The sequence below is a fragment of the Streptomyces sp. CAU 1734 genome (assembly GCF_039888735.1).
Classification (GTDB): domain Bacteria; phylum Actinomycetota; class Actinomycetes; order Streptomycetales; family Streptomycetaceae; genus Streptomyces.
This window is the reverse complement of sequence record NZ_JBDQQP010000029.1, coordinates 1-14,052: the sequence shown is the minus strand read 5'-3', so window position 1 is coordinate 14,052 and position 14,052 is coordinate 1. Positions and strand designations below refer to the sequence as shown.

Annotated in this window: 11 protein-coding genes and 1 pseudogene; 10 read left to right on the top strand and 2 right to left on the bottom strand. The window is 73.2% G+C overall.

All coding sequences use genetic code 11. From position 1 onward, the window contains the following. The first annotated feature begins 19 nt into the window (after positions 1 to 19). The 4 genes and pseudogenes from AAFN69_RS34365 (at position 20) to ilvD (ending at position 4,595) form a co-directional block, all read left to right on the top strand. Complete coding sequence (locus tag AAFN69_RS34365; protein ID WP_347732867.1) at positions 20 to 955, top strand: Ppx/GppA phosphatase family protein; 936 nt, start codon at positions 20 to 22, stop codon at positions 953 to 955. A gap of 86 nt (positions 956 to 1,041) precedes the next feature. Continuing rightward, complete coding sequence (locus AAFN69_RS34360) at positions 1,042 to 1,923, top strand: sugar phosphate isomerase/epimerase (protein WP_347732865.1); 882 nt, start codon at positions 1,042 to 1,044, stop codon at positions 1,921 to 1,923. Positions 1,924 to 1,959: 36 nt separating this feature from the next. Next, positions 1,960 to 2,604: pseudogene (locus AAFN69_RS34355) on the top strand (TetR family transcriptional regulator); the annotation flags it as partial. 140 nt (positions 2,605 to 2,744) lie between these two features. Next, entirely contained in the window at positions 2,745 to 4,595 is a 1,851-nt protein-coding gene (gene ilvD / locus AAFN69_RS34350) for a dihydroxy-acid dehydratase (RefSeq protein ID WP_347732864.1), read from the top strand. A 349-nt stretch (positions 4,596 to 4,944) separates the two neighbouring features. Here the strand turns inward: ilvD and AAFN69_RS34345 are convergent, their stop codons facing one another. Further along, positions 4,945 to 7,197, bottom strand: a complete 2,253-nt coding sequence (locus AAFN69_RS34345; protein ID WP_347732863.1) for a PQQ-binding-like beta-propeller repeat protein — start codon at positions 7,195 to 7,197, stop codon at positions 4,945 to 4,947. Between the two features lie 137 nt (positions 7,198 to 7,334). On the opposite strand from AAFN69_RS34345, the gene AAFN69_RS34340 reads away from it, so the two are divergent. The 6 genes from AAFN69_RS34340 (at position 7,335) to proC (ending at position 12,360) form a co-directional block, all read left to right on the top strand. After that, a complete protein-coding gene (locus AAFN69_RS34340) occupies positions 7,335 to 7,679 on the top strand; it encodes a peptidase (RefSeq protein ID WP_347732862.1) in 345 nt (114 codons plus the stop codon). A 148-nt stretch (positions 7,680 to 7,827) separates the two neighbouring features. Next, complete coding sequence (locus AAFN69_RS34335) at positions 7,828 to 8,304, top strand: hypothetical protein (RefSeq protein WP_347732883.1); 477 nt, start codon at positions 7,828 to 7,830, stop codon at positions 8,302 to 8,304. A 64-nt stretch (positions 8,305 to 8,368) separates the two neighbouring features. Beyond that, positions 8,369 to 9,139, top strand: a complete 771-nt coding sequence (locus AAFN69_RS34330) for a methyltransferase domain-containing protein (RefSeq protein WP_347732882.1) — start codon at positions 8,369 to 8,371, stop codon at positions 9,137 to 9,139. Positions 9,140 to 9,174: 35 nt separating this feature from the next. Next, positions 9,175 to 10,050, top strand: a complete 876-nt coding sequence (gene sigJ, locus AAFN69_RS34325; protein WP_347732861.1) for an RNA polymerase sigma factor SigJ — start codon at positions 9,175 to 9,177, stop codon at positions 10,048 to 10,050. Between the two features lie 56 nt (positions 10,051 to 10,106). Further along, positions 10,107 to 11,222 carry an FAD-dependent oxidoreductase gene (locus tag AAFN69_RS34320; RefSeq protein ID WP_347732860.1) on the top strand — a complete coding sequence of 372 codons (1,116 nt, stop codon included), beginning with the start codon at positions 10,107 to 10,109 and terminating at the stop codon, positions 11,220 to 11,222. Positions 11,223 to 11,550: 328 nt separating this feature from the next. Further along, positions 11,551 to 12,360: a pyrroline-5-carboxylate reductase gene (gene proC, locus AAFN69_RS34315; protein WP_347732859.1), complete on the top strand. Its 810-nt coding sequence runs from the start codon at positions 11,551 to 11,553 to the stop codon at positions 12,358 to 12,360. Here the strand turns inward: proC and trpS are convergent. Beyond that, positions 12,254 to 13,402: a tryptophan--tRNA ligase gene (trpS, locus tag AAFN69_RS34310; RefSeq protein ID WP_347732858.1), complete on the bottom strand. Its 1,149-nt coding sequence runs from the start codon at positions 13,400 to 13,402 to the stop codon at positions 12,254 to 12,256. The two genes, proC and trpS, sit on opposite strands and share 107 nt — an antisense overlap. Positions 13,403 to 14,052 lie beyond the last annotated feature (650 nt).

Here is a 14,052-nt window from a genome sequence, read left to right as displayed (position 1 = left end):
CCGCAGTAGCGTTCAGCCCATGAGACTCGGAGTCCTCGACGTCGGTTCGAACACAGTGCACCTCCTGGTGGTCGACGCGCACCCCGGCGCCCGCCCCCAGCCCGCCCACTCCCACAAGGCGGAGCTGCGGCTCGCCGAGCTGCTCGACGGAGCGGGAGCGATCAGCGAGGCGGGTGTCGACCGGCTCGTCCGGACCATTCACCGGGCCGTCCGGGCGGCCGAGGACCAGGGCTGCGAGCAGGTGCTCGCCTTCGCGACCTCCGCCGTCCGCGAGGCGACCAACGCCGATCTGGTGCTCTCCCGGGTCCGGGCCCAGACCGAGGTGCACCTCCAGGTGCTCACCGGCGAGGAGGAGGCCCGGCTCACCTTCCTCGCGGCCCGCCGCTGGTTCGGCTGGTCGGCCGGAAAGCTCCTGGTCATCGATATCGGCGGCGGTTCGCTGGAGATCGCGTACGGGATAGACGAGGAGCCGGACGCGGCCGTCTCGCTGCCGCTGGGCGCGGGCCGGCTGACCGCCTCCTCGCTGCCCGGGGACCCGCCGAGCGCCGATGACGTACGGGCGCTGCGCCGCCATGTGCGGACCGAGATCGCCCGTACGGTCGGCGAATTCAGCCGCTTCGGGCGGCCGGACCACATCGTGGCCACCTCCAAGACCTTCAAGCAGCTCGCCAGGATCGCGGGCGCGCCCCGAGACGCCGAGGGGCTCTACCTCCAGCGCGAACTGAGCCGCAAGTCACTCCAGGAGTGGGTGCCCAAGCTCGCCGCCATGACGGTGGAGGAGCGCGCGGCCCTGCCCGGCGTCTCGGCCGGCCGGGCCCGCCAGCTCCTCGCGGGAGCCCTGGTGGCCGAGGGCGCGATGGATCTCTTCGGCGCGCACGAGCTGGAGATCTGCCCCTGGGCGCTCCGCGAGGGCGTCATCCTGCGCCGGCTGGACCACCTTCCCGCGGCCGGTTGACACGTGCCGCCCCCGGCGGACGGGCCCCGCGCCGGGGCCCGCCGCCCGGCCGTCGCCGCCGGGTCCGGGCCCGTACCCTGTCTCCCGTGGCAGAACCAGCGGTGCGCACCCCCGATGTGAAGGTTGTCCTGTCGACGGCGTCGGTCTATCCGGAGTCGACGGCGACGGCCTTCGAGATCGCCGCACGCCTGGGGTACGACGGTGTCGAGGTCATGGTCTGGACGGACCCGGTCAGCCAGGACGTCGAGGCGCTGCGCAGGCTCTCCGACTACCACCGCGTCCCGGTCCACGCGATCCACGCCCCCTGCCTCCTGATCACCCAGCGGGTCTGGTCCACCGACCCGTGGGTCAAGCTCCAGCGGGCCCGCTCCGCCGCCGAGCGGCTGGGCGCCTCCACCGTGGTCGTCCACCCGCCGTTCCGCTGGCAGCGCCAGTACGCCCGCGATTTCGTCACCGGCATCCGGCGGATGGCGGACGAGACGGATGTGCGGTTCGCCGTGGAGAACATGTACCCGTGGCGGTACCGGGACCGCGAGATGCTGGCGTACGCCCCCGAGTGGGATGTCACCAAGGACGACTACACCCACTTCACGATCGATCTCTCGCACACCGCGACCTCCCGCTCGGACACCATGGCGATGGTCGACCGGATGGGCGACCGGCTGGGCCATGTGCATCTGGCGGACGGCAAGGGCTCGGCCAAGGACGAGCATCTGGTCCCGGGCCGGGGCGATCAGCCCTGCGCGGAGCTGCTGACCCGGCTGGTGCGCACCGGTTTCGACGGGAATGTGGTCATCGAGGTCAACACCCGGCGCGCGATGTCCGGCGCGGAGCGGGAGGCCGATCTGGCGGAGGCGCTGGAATTCACCCGCCGCCATCTGGCCGCCGCCGCGGCGGACCGGGCCCGGGAGAGCGCGGGCGGCGGGCCCCCGGCCGTGCGCGACATCAGGGGCGTACGCGGCTCATGACCGCACGCACACCGTCCCCCGGACACACCGCCGGAGGCTCCCCGCCGGCGCGGGCGCCCGGCCCGCGCCGAGTCGGCCGACGGCCCCGGCGCCCGGGACCGTATCCTGGAAGCGGCCCGTGCGGAGTTCGCCGAGCGCGGGTACGACAAGACCACCGTCCGGGGCATCGCCCGGGCGGCCGGTGTGGACGCGGCCCTGGTCCATCATTGCTTCGGGACCAAGGACGAGGTCTTCGCCGCCGCGATCGAGGTCACCTTCGAACCGGCCCCGGTCATCCCGGCGATCCTGGGACAGGGCAAGGACGGCATCGGCGAGCGCCTGGCCCGCTTCTTCACCGGTGTGGGGGAGAACCCCGCCACCCGCGCGCCGCTGCCGGCGGTCATCCGCTCCGCGCTCACCCACGAGGCGGCGGCGACAGTGCTCCGGGGCTTTCCGCTCCGCCGGCTGCTGGAGCGGATCGCGGACGAGCTCGATGTCCCGAACCCCCGGCTCCGGGCGGAGCCGGCGGCCTCGCACATGATCGGGATCGCCATCCTGCGCCATGTGATCCGGGTGGAGCCGCCGGCCTCGGCGGATCCCGAGGAGATCGTGGCCCTGGCGGCCCCGGCCCTCCAGCGCCATCTGACCGACCCGGATCCGCGCGGACCCGGGGAGATGCGGCCGGATCCGGCCGCGCCCTGAACCATCCGTCCCGGATTACGGACAACCTGTCCAGATCTTGGTCGGTCGGCGTACTCTCGTAAGCGGCGAAAAGTCTCCGAAAACGACCCGCCGCCACCCGTGACCGAGCACCACCGAGCACCACCGAGGAGCGAGCGACGATGCCCGAGCTGAGGTCCCGCACAGTCACCCACGGCCGCAATATGGCGGGCGCCCGCGCCCTGATGCGTGCCTCGGGCGTAGCGAGCGCGGACATCGGCAAGCCGATCATCGCGGTCGCCAACTCCTTCACCGAGTTCGTGCCCGGCCACACCCACCTCCAGCCGGTCGGCCGGATCGTGAGCGAGGCGATCAAGGCTGCCGGGGCGATCCCGCGCGAGTTCAACACCATCGCGGTCGACGACGGCATCGCCATGGGCCACGGCGGAATGCTCTACTCCCTGCCGTCCCGCGACCTGATCGCCGACAGTGTGGAGTACATGGTCGAGGCGCACTGCGCCGACGCCCTGATCTGCATCTCCAACTGCGACAAGATCACCCCCGGGATGCTCAACGCGGCCCTGCGCCTCAACATCCCCACCGTCTTCGTCTCCGGCGGCCCGATGGAGGCCGGCAAGGCCACCCTGGTCGACGGCACCGTCCGCAAGCTCGACCTGGTCAACGCCATCGTGGACGCGGTCGACGAGCGGATCTCGGACGAGGACATCCTCCGTATCGAGGAGAACGCCTGTCCGACCTGCGGCTCCTGTTCCGGCATGTTCACCGCCAACTCGATGAACTGCCTGGCGGAGGCGATCGGCCTCGCCCTGCCCGGCAACGGCTCGGTGCTCGCCACCCACACCGCCCGCCGCGCGCTCTACGAGAACGCCGGCCGGACCGTCGTCGAGATCACCAAGCGGTACTACGAGAACGACGACGACTCCGTCCTGCCGCGCAACATCGCCACCCGCGCCGCCTTCGAGAACGCCATGGCGCTCGACATCGCCATGGGCGGCTCGACCAACACGATCCTGCACCTGCTGGCCGCCGCGCAGGAGGCGGAGCTGGAGTACGACCTCACCGACATCGACGCCGTCTCCCGCCGGGTCCCGTGCCTGGCGAAGGTCGCGCCGAATGTCGCCCCCGGCGGCACGTACTACATGGAGGACGTCCACCGGGCCGGCGGCATCCCCGCCATCCTCGGCGAGCTCTACCGCGCCGGACTCCTCAACGAGGACGTCCACACGGTCCACTCCCCGTCGATCAAGCAGTGGCTCGAAACCTGGGACATCCGCGGCGGCTCCCCCTCCCCCGAGGCGGTCGAGCTGTGGCACGCGGCCCCCGGCTGCGTCCGCTCGGCGGAGGCGTTCTCCCAGTCCGAGCGGTGGGACACGCTGGACACGGACGCGGCCGGCGGCTGCATCCGGGACGCCGAGCACGCCTACAGCAAGGACGGCGGCCTGGCGGTGCTGCGGGGCAATCTCGCGGTCGACGGCTGTGTGGTGAAGACCGCCGGTGTCGACGAGTCGATCTGGACGTTCGAGGGCCCGGCGGTGGTCTGCGAATCCCAGGACGAGGCGGTCGACAAGATCCTCCGCAAGGAGATCACCGAGGGCGATGTCGTGGTGATCCGCTACGAGGGCCCCAGGGGCGGCCCCGGCATGCAGGAGATGCTCTACCCGACCTCCTTCCTCAAGGGCCGGGGCCTCGGCAAGTCGTGCGCCCTGGTGACCGACGGCCGCTTCTCCGGCGGCACCTCGGGCCTCTCCATCGGCCACGCCTCCCCGGAGGCCGCGTCGGGCGGCACGATCGCCCTGGTGGCCGACGGCGACCGGATCCGTATCGACATCCCGGGCCGCACCATCGAACTCCTCGTCCCCGAGGAGGAGCTGGCCGCCCGCCGCGAGGCGCTGGGCGGGGTGTACGCCCCCCGCGACCGCGAGCGGAAGGTGTCGGCGGCGCTGCGCGCGTACGCGGCGATGGCCACCAGCGCGGACAAGGGCGCGGTCCGCGATGTGAGCAAGCTGTCCTGACACCGCGCGGAGGCGCCGGGGCCGGAGCTCGTCTCCGCCCCGGCGCTCTCGTGTGTCCGGCGGCCCCGCCGCCGCCCCGTGCGGTACTTCCGGTACTCGGCGTCCGTCCGGAACACCGGGGCCGGGTCACCGCCGGTCCGGTACGGACACGGCGGGGTGTGCCTCCGGCGCCGTCACCGCCCCGGCCGGCGGCGCACCGCGTCCGCCCCGCCGCCGCCCCGGCCGGAGTGTGCCCCGGGCCCGCCGGCGCCGGTACGGACACGGCGCCCCGGAATCCGCGTGACCGGTCACGCCAGAAGGCCCCGGCCCGGTCCGGCCCCCGTACCGCCGCCGCGCCCCCGGGCGGCCGTCACCACCGGCCCGGCGCGCGCGCGTTCAGACCGAAGACCGAACCGTCCGGCGCCGCCGCGTACACCCGCCCCTCCGCCACCACCGGCGCCGGCAGCATCGGCGCGAAGGTGTGCCGTCCGTCGTCCATCCGCGGCTCCGTCTGCCCGGCCAGCCGCCCGCTCGCCAGGTCCACCGCCAGCAGCCGCCCGTCGGCCGCCATGACATGGACCGACCGCGCGTCGCCCACCGGACGCGACAGATGCGCCGCCCCGGTCTCCAGCCGCCACAGCTCATTGCGGGCCCAGTCGCTCCCCGCGCCCAGGCGGAAGGAGAGCAGCGATCCGCCCGCCCCGCTGAGATGGACCCGGTCGCCCACCACCGTCGCCTGCGCCTGGTCCACCGGCGTCCGGGGCTTCGCCCGCCGCACCGCCCGCTCGCCGTCCGCTCCTCCCGCACCCGGTCCGGTGTCCAGCCGGACGACCGCCTCCGTGTACCCGTCGGTGTTGACGGAGAGCAGATACAGCCCGCCGCCCGAGTGCTGGACCGGCCGCAGCTCCCCGTCGAGCCGCTGCTCCCACAGCCGCTTCCCGTTCGCCGCGTCGACGGCCGTGATCAGGGTCGACCCGCCGTCCGGCGACGGGGTCGCGGCCAGCGCCGGGCCGTCCGCCCCGGGCGCGGAGACCCACTGCGTACCGACCCCGCCGTGGAACCGCTCCCAGCGGCGCTCGCCGGTGGCCGCGTCCACCGCCCGGATCCGTCCGTTCTCGCTCACCAGCAGCACGGTGCCGCCGATGTGGCGGACGGTGGCGTACGACCGGATCCCGGCACTCCAGCGCACCTTCCCGGAGGCCGGGTCGAGGGCCTCCAGCCGCTCCCCGCCGGGGGTGACGACATGGAGCAGCCCGCCCGCGAAGGTCGGGACCATGCCCACCTCCATCTGCCGCGCGTCGCCGGCCGCCGTCTCCAGGGCCCAGCGGACGGTCCCCTTCTCCGGGTCGAGCCGGGCTGCCCTGAGCCCGGGGGCGGCGCAGTACACGCCGGTGAGCCGGGGATCGGCCGTACAGACCGGGGTCCGGTTCTCCGCCTTCCCGGTGCGCAGCGGCACGCTCCAGCCGCTGAACTCCCGGGCGGTGACGGCGGGCTTCGGCGGCCGGGACGGCGGCTCACCGGCCGACCGCACGATCACGATCCCGGTGGAGACGGCCACGGCGACCGCGGCGCCGAGCGCCGCCCACCGCGGCCTCCGGGACCGCCCGCGCGCTGCCCGCCGCCCCCGGCCCGCGCCGCTTCCCGCCGGATCCGCGCCCGCACCCGGATCCGCGCCGGTGGCCGGCGGTTCCGCCGGGCGCGCCGCGCCCGGGAAACCGCCGATCACCGCCGGCACCCGCTCGCGCGGATCCGGCGTCCGCGGCTCCGGGATGTAGGCCTGGGTGTCGTACGAGGCGGAGGGCGTGGACTGGCGCAGCGCCACCATCACCTCGTACGGCGTCGGCCGTTCCGCCGGCTCCTTCGCCAGACAGCGCTTCAGCAGCGGTACGAGATCATCGGGCACCCCGGTCAGATCCGGCTCGTTGTGCACGACCTGGTACGCCACGATGTAGGGGCTGTCGGAGTCGAAGGGCCCGCGCCCGGTCGCCGCGTACACCAGCACCGCGCCCAGGGCGAAGACATCCGCCGACGGCCCGACCTCCCGGGGACGCTGGAACTGCTCGGGGGCCATGAAGGGCGGTGTCCCGATCAGTTTTCCGGTCTCCGTGCGCAGATCACTGTCCGCCGGGCGGGAGATCCCGAAGTCGATGACCTTGGGGCCGTCCGGGGCGAGCAGGACATTGCTCGGCTTGAGGTCGCGGTGGACGACCCCCGCCCGGTGGATATCGCGCAGCGCCTCCGCCAGCCCGGCCCCCATCCGGCGCAGCGAGATCCCGTCCAGGGGATTCCGCTTGACCTGTTCGGCGAGGGTGGGGCCGTCGATGAAGAGGGTGGCCATCCAGGGCCGCCCGGCGTCCGGGTCGGCATCGACCACGGATGCGGTGAATGCCCCGCTGACCCGCCGCGCGGCACCGACTTCCTGCCGGAACCGCGCTCTGAACTCGGGATCCGAGGCGTGCTCGGCATGAATGACCTTGACCGCGAGGCGTAGTCCGGAAGCGGAAGTGGCCAAATGCACCACCCCCATGCCTCCCGTGCCCAGCGAGGACTCGAGGCGATACTGCCCGGCATATTCCGGATGCTCCGCTTCCGGGGACTGCCCGGTACCGCGCAGCGGCGGCATGTCCTACCCCCGTATTTTCGGTGCGCACAGGCGACTCACGGAGCTTAGTCGATGGTGCATGAGGCCCGGGGGTGGCTTGTTAACCTCCGTGCGTCGTACCGTGCATTTACGCACATACAGCAACGGGGGCGATTTCGATGGCACTTGGTGAAGCACGTCCTGAAACAGTCGATGTGATCGACAGCGCGGAGCCGGACGGGGGAGACGGCCCGGCGGGCCGCGCGGCCTCATCGGTCCAGCGCTACCCGGTCGCACCGGGGGTCCAGCTGAAGGTCCGCAGCGGCCCCGGCACCGCCTACCGCCTCGTCCGGGTCCTCCCGGTCGGCGCCCGGGTACCGATCAACTGCCAGAAGCCGGGCGAGCGGATCTCCGGCCCGTACGGCACCACCAACATCTGGGACTGCATCGGCAACGGCGAGTACGTCTCCGACGCCTATGTCCGCACGGGCAGCGACGGCTATGTGACGGTTCCCTGCTCCTGAGGCCGGGGTCACAGCGCTCACCGGGGCGGTCCCGGGGATAATCGCCCCTGTGAGCGAGGAGCAGAGCACCACCAGCGGCAGCACCACCACCGGCAGCACCGGCGGTGGCGGCGTCGCCGGCGCCGGCGGCGGTCCGCGGCCCGAACCCATCCGGTTCTTCGGCACCACCTGGGTCCACCACGACGGGGGGTACGGGCCGCGCCGGGCCGGCGTCGCCGCCGGCGCGCTCGCGGCGACCGTCGCCGGCTGTCTGACCCTGCGGTTCGCCTACGAGGGCCTGGTGATCGCGGAGGTCGGCGGATTTCTGAACGCGCTGGTCATCGTGATGTTCGCGGTGTGCAGCACGATCGCCTTCCGCAAGACCTGGGAGGGCTTCTCCCGCCGTCTCACCGGAGCGGCCAACCCGGACTCGCTGCGCAGCCTCCGGGCGATCGGCTTCATCGGCGTCCTGCTGGCGTACTTCTTCCGCGCCCTGGCCGAGGCGCCCGGCGAGAAGCTGCACCGCGCCGAGTACGAGGCGGCCCGCGCCCGCTGGGAGAAGCGCCGGGGCACCCGCACCGGCAATCCGGCGGCCCGCGCGAACTCCGGCCGCGGCCGGCGGAACGGAAGGCCGGGGCGTGGCTGACGGCACCCGGCCGGGACCGGCCCGTACCCCACCCCCCGCCCGGAGCCCCGAACCCCCCGGGCGGATCCCACCGCCGCCCCGGGCCCTGCGCGCCCGCTCCTTCGATCCGGCCGCCGCCCGGTACGACGCCGCCCGCCCCGGCTACCCGCAGGCCCTGCTCGACGCCGTCGAGGAGCTCACCGGCCGCCCGATCCGGGGCTCCAGGGTCGTCGACGTCGGCGCCGGCACCGGGATCTCCACCCGGCTACTGCATGCCCGGGGCGCCCGCGTCACCGCCGTGGAACCGGGCCCGGGAATGGCCGCCCAATTCCGCCGCGGCCTGCCCTCCGTCCCCCTCGTCCGGGGCATCGGCGACGCCCTGCCGCTGGCCGCCGGCAGCGCCGATCTGATCACCTACGCCCAGTCCTGGCACTGGACCGACCCGGCCCGCTCCATCCCCGAGGCCCTCCGCGTCCTGGCACCCGGCGGCGCCCTCGCGCTCTGGTGGAACATCGCCGACCGCGATGTGCCCTGGATCCGGGAGCAGGCCGCCCGGCTCGCCGCCCGCTTCACCGACAGCGCCCACGGCGCGCCCCCGGCCGCCCGCCGCTTCCCCGACGAGCTCCCGTCGCACACCCGCACCGTGCGCTGGAGCCGCACCGTCCCGCTCGCCGTCCATCTGGAGAATCTGGGCAGCCACTCCCTCTTCCTCACCGTCGGGCAGGAGACCGCCGCCGATTTCCTGGACCGGGAGCGGGCCGAACTCCTCGCCGCCTTCCCCGGCGGGACGGTGCGCGAGGAGTACGAGACGGAGCTCGCCGTCACAATCCGCCCCGGTACGTCGTTCTCCCGCTGAGCGGGGGCACCGCGAGAACACGAAGGGGCGGAACCATGGCCGAAGCGGCGGCATTCGAGGAACAGCGCGGCCGTCTGTGGGGCATCGCGTACCGGATCACCGGTTCGGTCGCCGATGCCGACGACGCCGTACAGGAGTCGTGGCTGCGCTGGGAGCGGCTGCCCGACGGGGTGGCCGCCGAGCCCCGGGCCTATCTCACCACCACGGTCAGCAGGATCTGTTACGACCAGCTCACCTCGGCCCGCGCCCGCCGCGAGTGCTATGTCGGCATCTGGCTGCCGGAACCGGTGGTGGGGGAGGCCGGCCCCGAGGACCGGGTCACCCTGGACGAGTCGGTCGGCACCGCGATGCTCACCGTCATGGAACGCCTCACCCCGGCCGAACGCACCGCCTTCATCCTCCACGACATCTTCGCGGTGCCGTTCCCGGAGATCGCCGAGGTCGTGGACCGCACACCCGACGCCGTGCGGCAGCTCGCCTCCCGCGCCCGCCGCCGGGTCCGCGACGAGACGCCGAGGCGCACGGTGGACCGGGGCGAGCACCGGCGGGCGGTCGACGCCTTCCTCACCGCCGTCACCGGCGGCGACTTCGAGGCGCTGCTGGAGATCCTCGACCCCGAGGTGGTCTGGCGCTCCGACGGCGGCGGCCGGGTCCTGGCCGCCCGGCTCCCGGTGGTCGGCCGGGCGAAGGTCGCCAACTTCATCGAGCACCTGGTGCGGGGCTTCGACCCGGCGGCCAATCCGCTCGCCGTGCGCGAGGTGAACGGCGCCCCCGGGCTGATCGTCGGCATCCCCGAGACCGGCAGCGTGGCCGTGTACGCCTTCACCGTCCACCACGGCCGGGTCACCGCGATCGACGCCTCCCTCAACCCGGAGAAACTCACCCACCTGAGCGGCGGTCTCCTGCCCTGACGGCACCCCGGCCGACAGCGGTGTCACACTTCCGCCCGCCGCGTCGTCCCTGCTGCATGACCCCATCGCAGAAGCACACCCGCCCGGCGGAGCAGCCGCATGTCATCGTCCTCGGCGCCGGTTACGCCGGACTCCTCGCCGCGCTCCGGCTCGCCCCGCACGCCCGGGTGACCCTGATCGACCCCAGCGACCGCTTCACCGAGCGCGTACGCCTCCACGAGCTGGCCGCCCGCCGCCCCGACGTCGGCCACCCGCTCACCCGGCTGCTGCGCGGCACCGGCATCCGGCACATCGCCCGGCGGGCCACCGGCCTCGACCCGGCGGCCCGCCGGGTCACCACCGACGACGGCCGGATCCACGACTGGGACCGGCTGGTGTACGCCCTCGGCAGCCGCACCCCCGAGACGGCCGGGGAGCATGTCCACACCGCCGAGTCCGCGGCCGGCCTCGGCAAGCGGCTGCGGGGCACCACCGGCACCCTCGCGGTGGTCGGCGGCGGGCTGACCGGCATCGAGATGGCCGCCGAGCTCGCCGAGACCCACACCGGCTGGCGGGTCCGCCTGCTCTCCTCCGGCCAGGTCGCGGCCGGGCACTCCGCCCGGGGCCGCGCCCATGTGCGCCGGGTCCTGGCCGCGCGCGGGGTGAGCGTCGAGGAGGGCGAGCGCGTGACGTCCCCCGATGCCGTGGACGCGGACGCGGTGCTCTGGTCGGCCGCGATGGTCCCCAACACCGCCCTGGCCGCCGACGCGGGGCTCACCCTCGACCCGCGCACCCACCGCATCGCCGTCGACGAGAATCTGCGCTCGCTCTCCCACCCGGAGATCCTGGCGGCGGGCGACTCGGCCGCCGCCCACTCCCCGCTCGCCGGGTCGCTGCGGATGGGCTGCGCCGCCGCCCTGCCCACCGGCTCCCACGCCGCCGCCGTGATCGCCGCCGAGAGCCTGGAGCGGACCCCGAAGCCGCTGGGATTCCGCTACAGCCTCCAGTGCGTGAGCCTGGGCCGCCATGACGGGCTGATCCAGTTCGTCAACCCGGACGACACCCCCAGGGACCGCATTCTGACCGGCCGCCCGGCGGCCCTGGTGAAAGAGCAGATCGTCCGGGCCACCGTCCACACCCTCCGGCTCGCCCGCAGCCGGCCCGGCGCCCTCTCCCTCCTTCCCGGTCTCTGACCCGGCCCGGTTCCGCCCCGGCTCCCGCCCACCAGGGAGCCGGGCCGTCCGCTGCCGGGACGCTTGACGGCCCCGGCACCCGGGAGGGGTGTTCATCGCATGATGAACAAAACGCGGATGGCCGCCGTGGCCCGTGGCCTCACCGCCGCGCGAGGAGGCCGCACCGTCCTGCGCGGCATCGATTTCACCGTCCGGCCCGGCCGGCACCCCGGCACCCGCCGGAACCGCCTGACCCCGCCCCCGTACCGCCCCTCGGACACCACGGCACCGCCGGGTCCCCGGTGCGAGGATGACCCCACACATCCCCACCGGCGAGGTGAACAGAGCCATGACCAAGACAGTCGCAGTCCTCGGCACGGGCAAGATCGGCGAGGCCCTTCTCGGCGGCATGATCCGCGGGGGCCGGCCCTCCGCCGACCTCCTGGTCACCGCCCGCCGCCCGGAACGCGCCGAGGAACTGCGCACCCGCTACGGCGTCGAGCCCGTCACCAACGCCGACGCCGCCAAGCGGGCCGAAACCCTCATCCTCGCCGTGAAGCCCCAGGACATGGGCAAGCTTCTCGACGAACTCGCCCCGCACCTCACCGCCGACCGCCTGGTCATCAGCGCGGCGGCCGGAATCCCCACCTCCTTCATCGAGGAGCGGCTGACCCCGGGCACCCCCGTCGTCCGTGTCATGCCCAACACTCCCGTCCTGGTCGACGAGGGCATGTCCGTCATCTCCGGCGGCAGCCACGCCACCGCCGATCACCTCACCCACACCGAGGAGATCTTCGGCGGGGTCGGCAAGACCCTCCGGGTGCCCGAGTCCCAGCAGGACGCGGCGACCGCCCTGTCCGGCTCGGGCCCGGCGTACTTCTACTTCCTGGTCGAGGCCATGACCGACGCGGGCATCCTCCTCGGCCTTCCGCGCTCCCAGGCCCACGACCTGATCGTGCAGGCCGCCATCGGCGCCGCCGTCATGCTCCGCGACAGCGGCGAACACCCCGTCAAACTGCGCGAGGCCGTCACCTCCCCCGCCGGCACCACCATCAGCGCCATCCGCGAACTGGAGAACCACGGTGTGCGGGCCGCCCTGATCGCCGCCCTCGAAGCCGCCCGCGACCGCAGCAGGGAACTCGCCTCCGGCAACGGCTGACCGCTCCCGCGGGCCGGCTCCGCGGCGGCGGAGCCGGCCCCCGCCCCGACCCGGGCCGCAGCCCCACCGCCGCGAAGGCGGCGTCCACCCTCGGCCGGGCCCCCGCCCGGGCCCGCTCGGCCCCCTCCCTCAGCACCCCGTCGACATACCCCCGGTCCGCGGCCAGCTCGGCATGCCGCTCCCGCAGGGGCCGCAGCAGCTCCACCACCGCGTCGGCCGTGTCCTTCTTCAGTGCCCCGTACGACGCGTACGCACCGGCCTCCGCGTCCGGGCTCCGGCCCGTACACGCGGAGAGGATCTCCAGCAGATTGGCGATCCCGGGACTGTGCTCCCGGTCGTACGCGACCTCGTGCCCGCTGTCCGTGACCGCCCGCATGATCTTCTTCCGCACCGCGTCGGCGTCATCGAGCAGATAGACGATCCCGGCCCCGGAGGCGTGCGACTTCCCCATCTTCGAACCGGGGTCCTGGAGATCCATGACCCGCGCCGCCACCGGCGGGTGGGTCGCCCTCGGCACGGTGAGGACATGCCCGTACCGCTGATTGAAGCGGACGGCCAGATCCCGGGTCAGCTCCACATGCTGTGTCTGGTCCTCACCCACCGGAACCTCGTCGGCCCCATGGGCCAGGATGTCCGCCGCCATCAGTACGGGATAGGTGAGCAGCGACAGCCGCACCCCGGCACCGGCGCCGCGCGCCGCCGCGCTCTTCTCCTTGTACTGGATCATCCGGCGCAGCTCGCCGTCCGTGGCCGTGCACTCCAGCAGATAGGAGAGCCGGGTGTGCTCACTCACCTGGCTCTGCACGAACACGGTGCACCGCCGCGGGTCGAGGCCCGCCGCCAGCATCAGCGTCGCCGCCTGGAGGCTGAGCCGGCGCAGCCGGGCGGGATCGTGCTCGACCGTGAGCGAGTGCAGATCCACCACGCTGAACAGCGCGTCCGACTGATGCTGATCCACCTCGACCCACCGGCGCAGTGCCCCGAGGTAGTTGCCCAGGGTCATGTGCCCGGTGGGCTTGATCCCGCTGAAGGTCCGTTTCATTACCGCTCCGTCCCGGTTCGGAGCCACCGCACCCGGCGGGCTCCGGGCTCCGGGAGGAGAGACGGGAAAGGCCGCCGAAGCGGCGGCCATGGAGTCACGCGCAGGTACCGGCCGCCGTCAGGCGGCCCGCCACAGCTGGGAGTACATGCGCGCGGTCATGGGGCGAGAGTAGGGGAGAAGCCCTCGGGTTGACAGTGGATTACGGGATCCGTAGGGTTCTCCGAGTTGCCCGACGTGAGCGCCGACTCCGGTTGGTCCCCGGGCAGCCAATCCGCAGGATCCACCAGAAGCGAGCGACGTCATGTCGTCCGATTTTCGGTGTGCTTTTACGGAATGAGGAATCCGCGTTCACACGAGCGCCGCCCCGATTGGCGTCGGGACGAAAGATTCCGCTAAAGTCTCACTCGTCGGAACGGCCCAACAGCCGGAAAGACAACCCGATTTCGACCGGGAATCAGGCCCGAAAGGATCTGATAAAGTCGGAGCAGCCGAAAGGCGAAAGGCCGGTCCAACTGGCCGCCGAGATAAAAATACGGTCCGGAAACGGGCCGGAAAACATCTGGTAGAGTTGGAAACGCAAGACCGAAGGGAAAGCCCGGAGAGACCCGGAAGGGAATCAAAGGAAGCGTCCGTTCCTTGAGAACTCAACA

What these genes read in the sequence shown, in the direction of transcription:
- AAFN69_RS34365 (WP_347732867.1), top strand. Translation starts at nt 20, where the DNA reads ATGAGACTCGGAGTCCTCGACGTCGGTTCGAACACAGTGCACCTCCTG.
- ilvD (WP_347732864.1), top strand. Translation starts at nt 2,745, where the DNA reads ATGCCCGAGCTGAGGTCCCGCACAGTCACCCACGGCCGCAATATGGCG.
- AAFN69_RS34345 (WP_347732863.1), bottom strand. Translation starts at nt 7,197, where the DNA reads ATGCCGCCGCTGCGCGGTACCGGGCAGTCCCCGGAAGCGGAGCATCCG.
- AAFN69_RS34340 (WP_347732862.1), top strand. Translation starts at nt 7,335, where the DNA reads ATGGCACTTGGTGAAGCACGTCCTGAAACAGTCGATGTGATCGACAGC.
- sigJ (WP_347732861.1), top strand. Translation starts at nt 9,175, where the DNA reads ATGGCCGAAGCGGCGGCATTCGAGGAACAGCGCGGCCGTCTGTGGGGC.
- AAFN69_RS34320 (WP_347732860.1), top strand. Translation starts at nt 10,107, where the DNA reads ATGACCCCATCGCAGAAGCACACCCGCCCGGCGGAGCAGCCGCATGTC.
- proC (WP_347732859.1), top strand. Translation starts at nt 11,551, where the DNA reads ATGACCAAGACAGTCGCAGTCCTCGGCACGGGCAAGATCGGCGAGGCC.
- trpS (WP_347732858.1), bottom strand. Translation starts at nt 13,402, where the DNA reads ATGAAACGGACCTTCAGCGGGATCAAGCCCACCGGGCACATGACCCTG.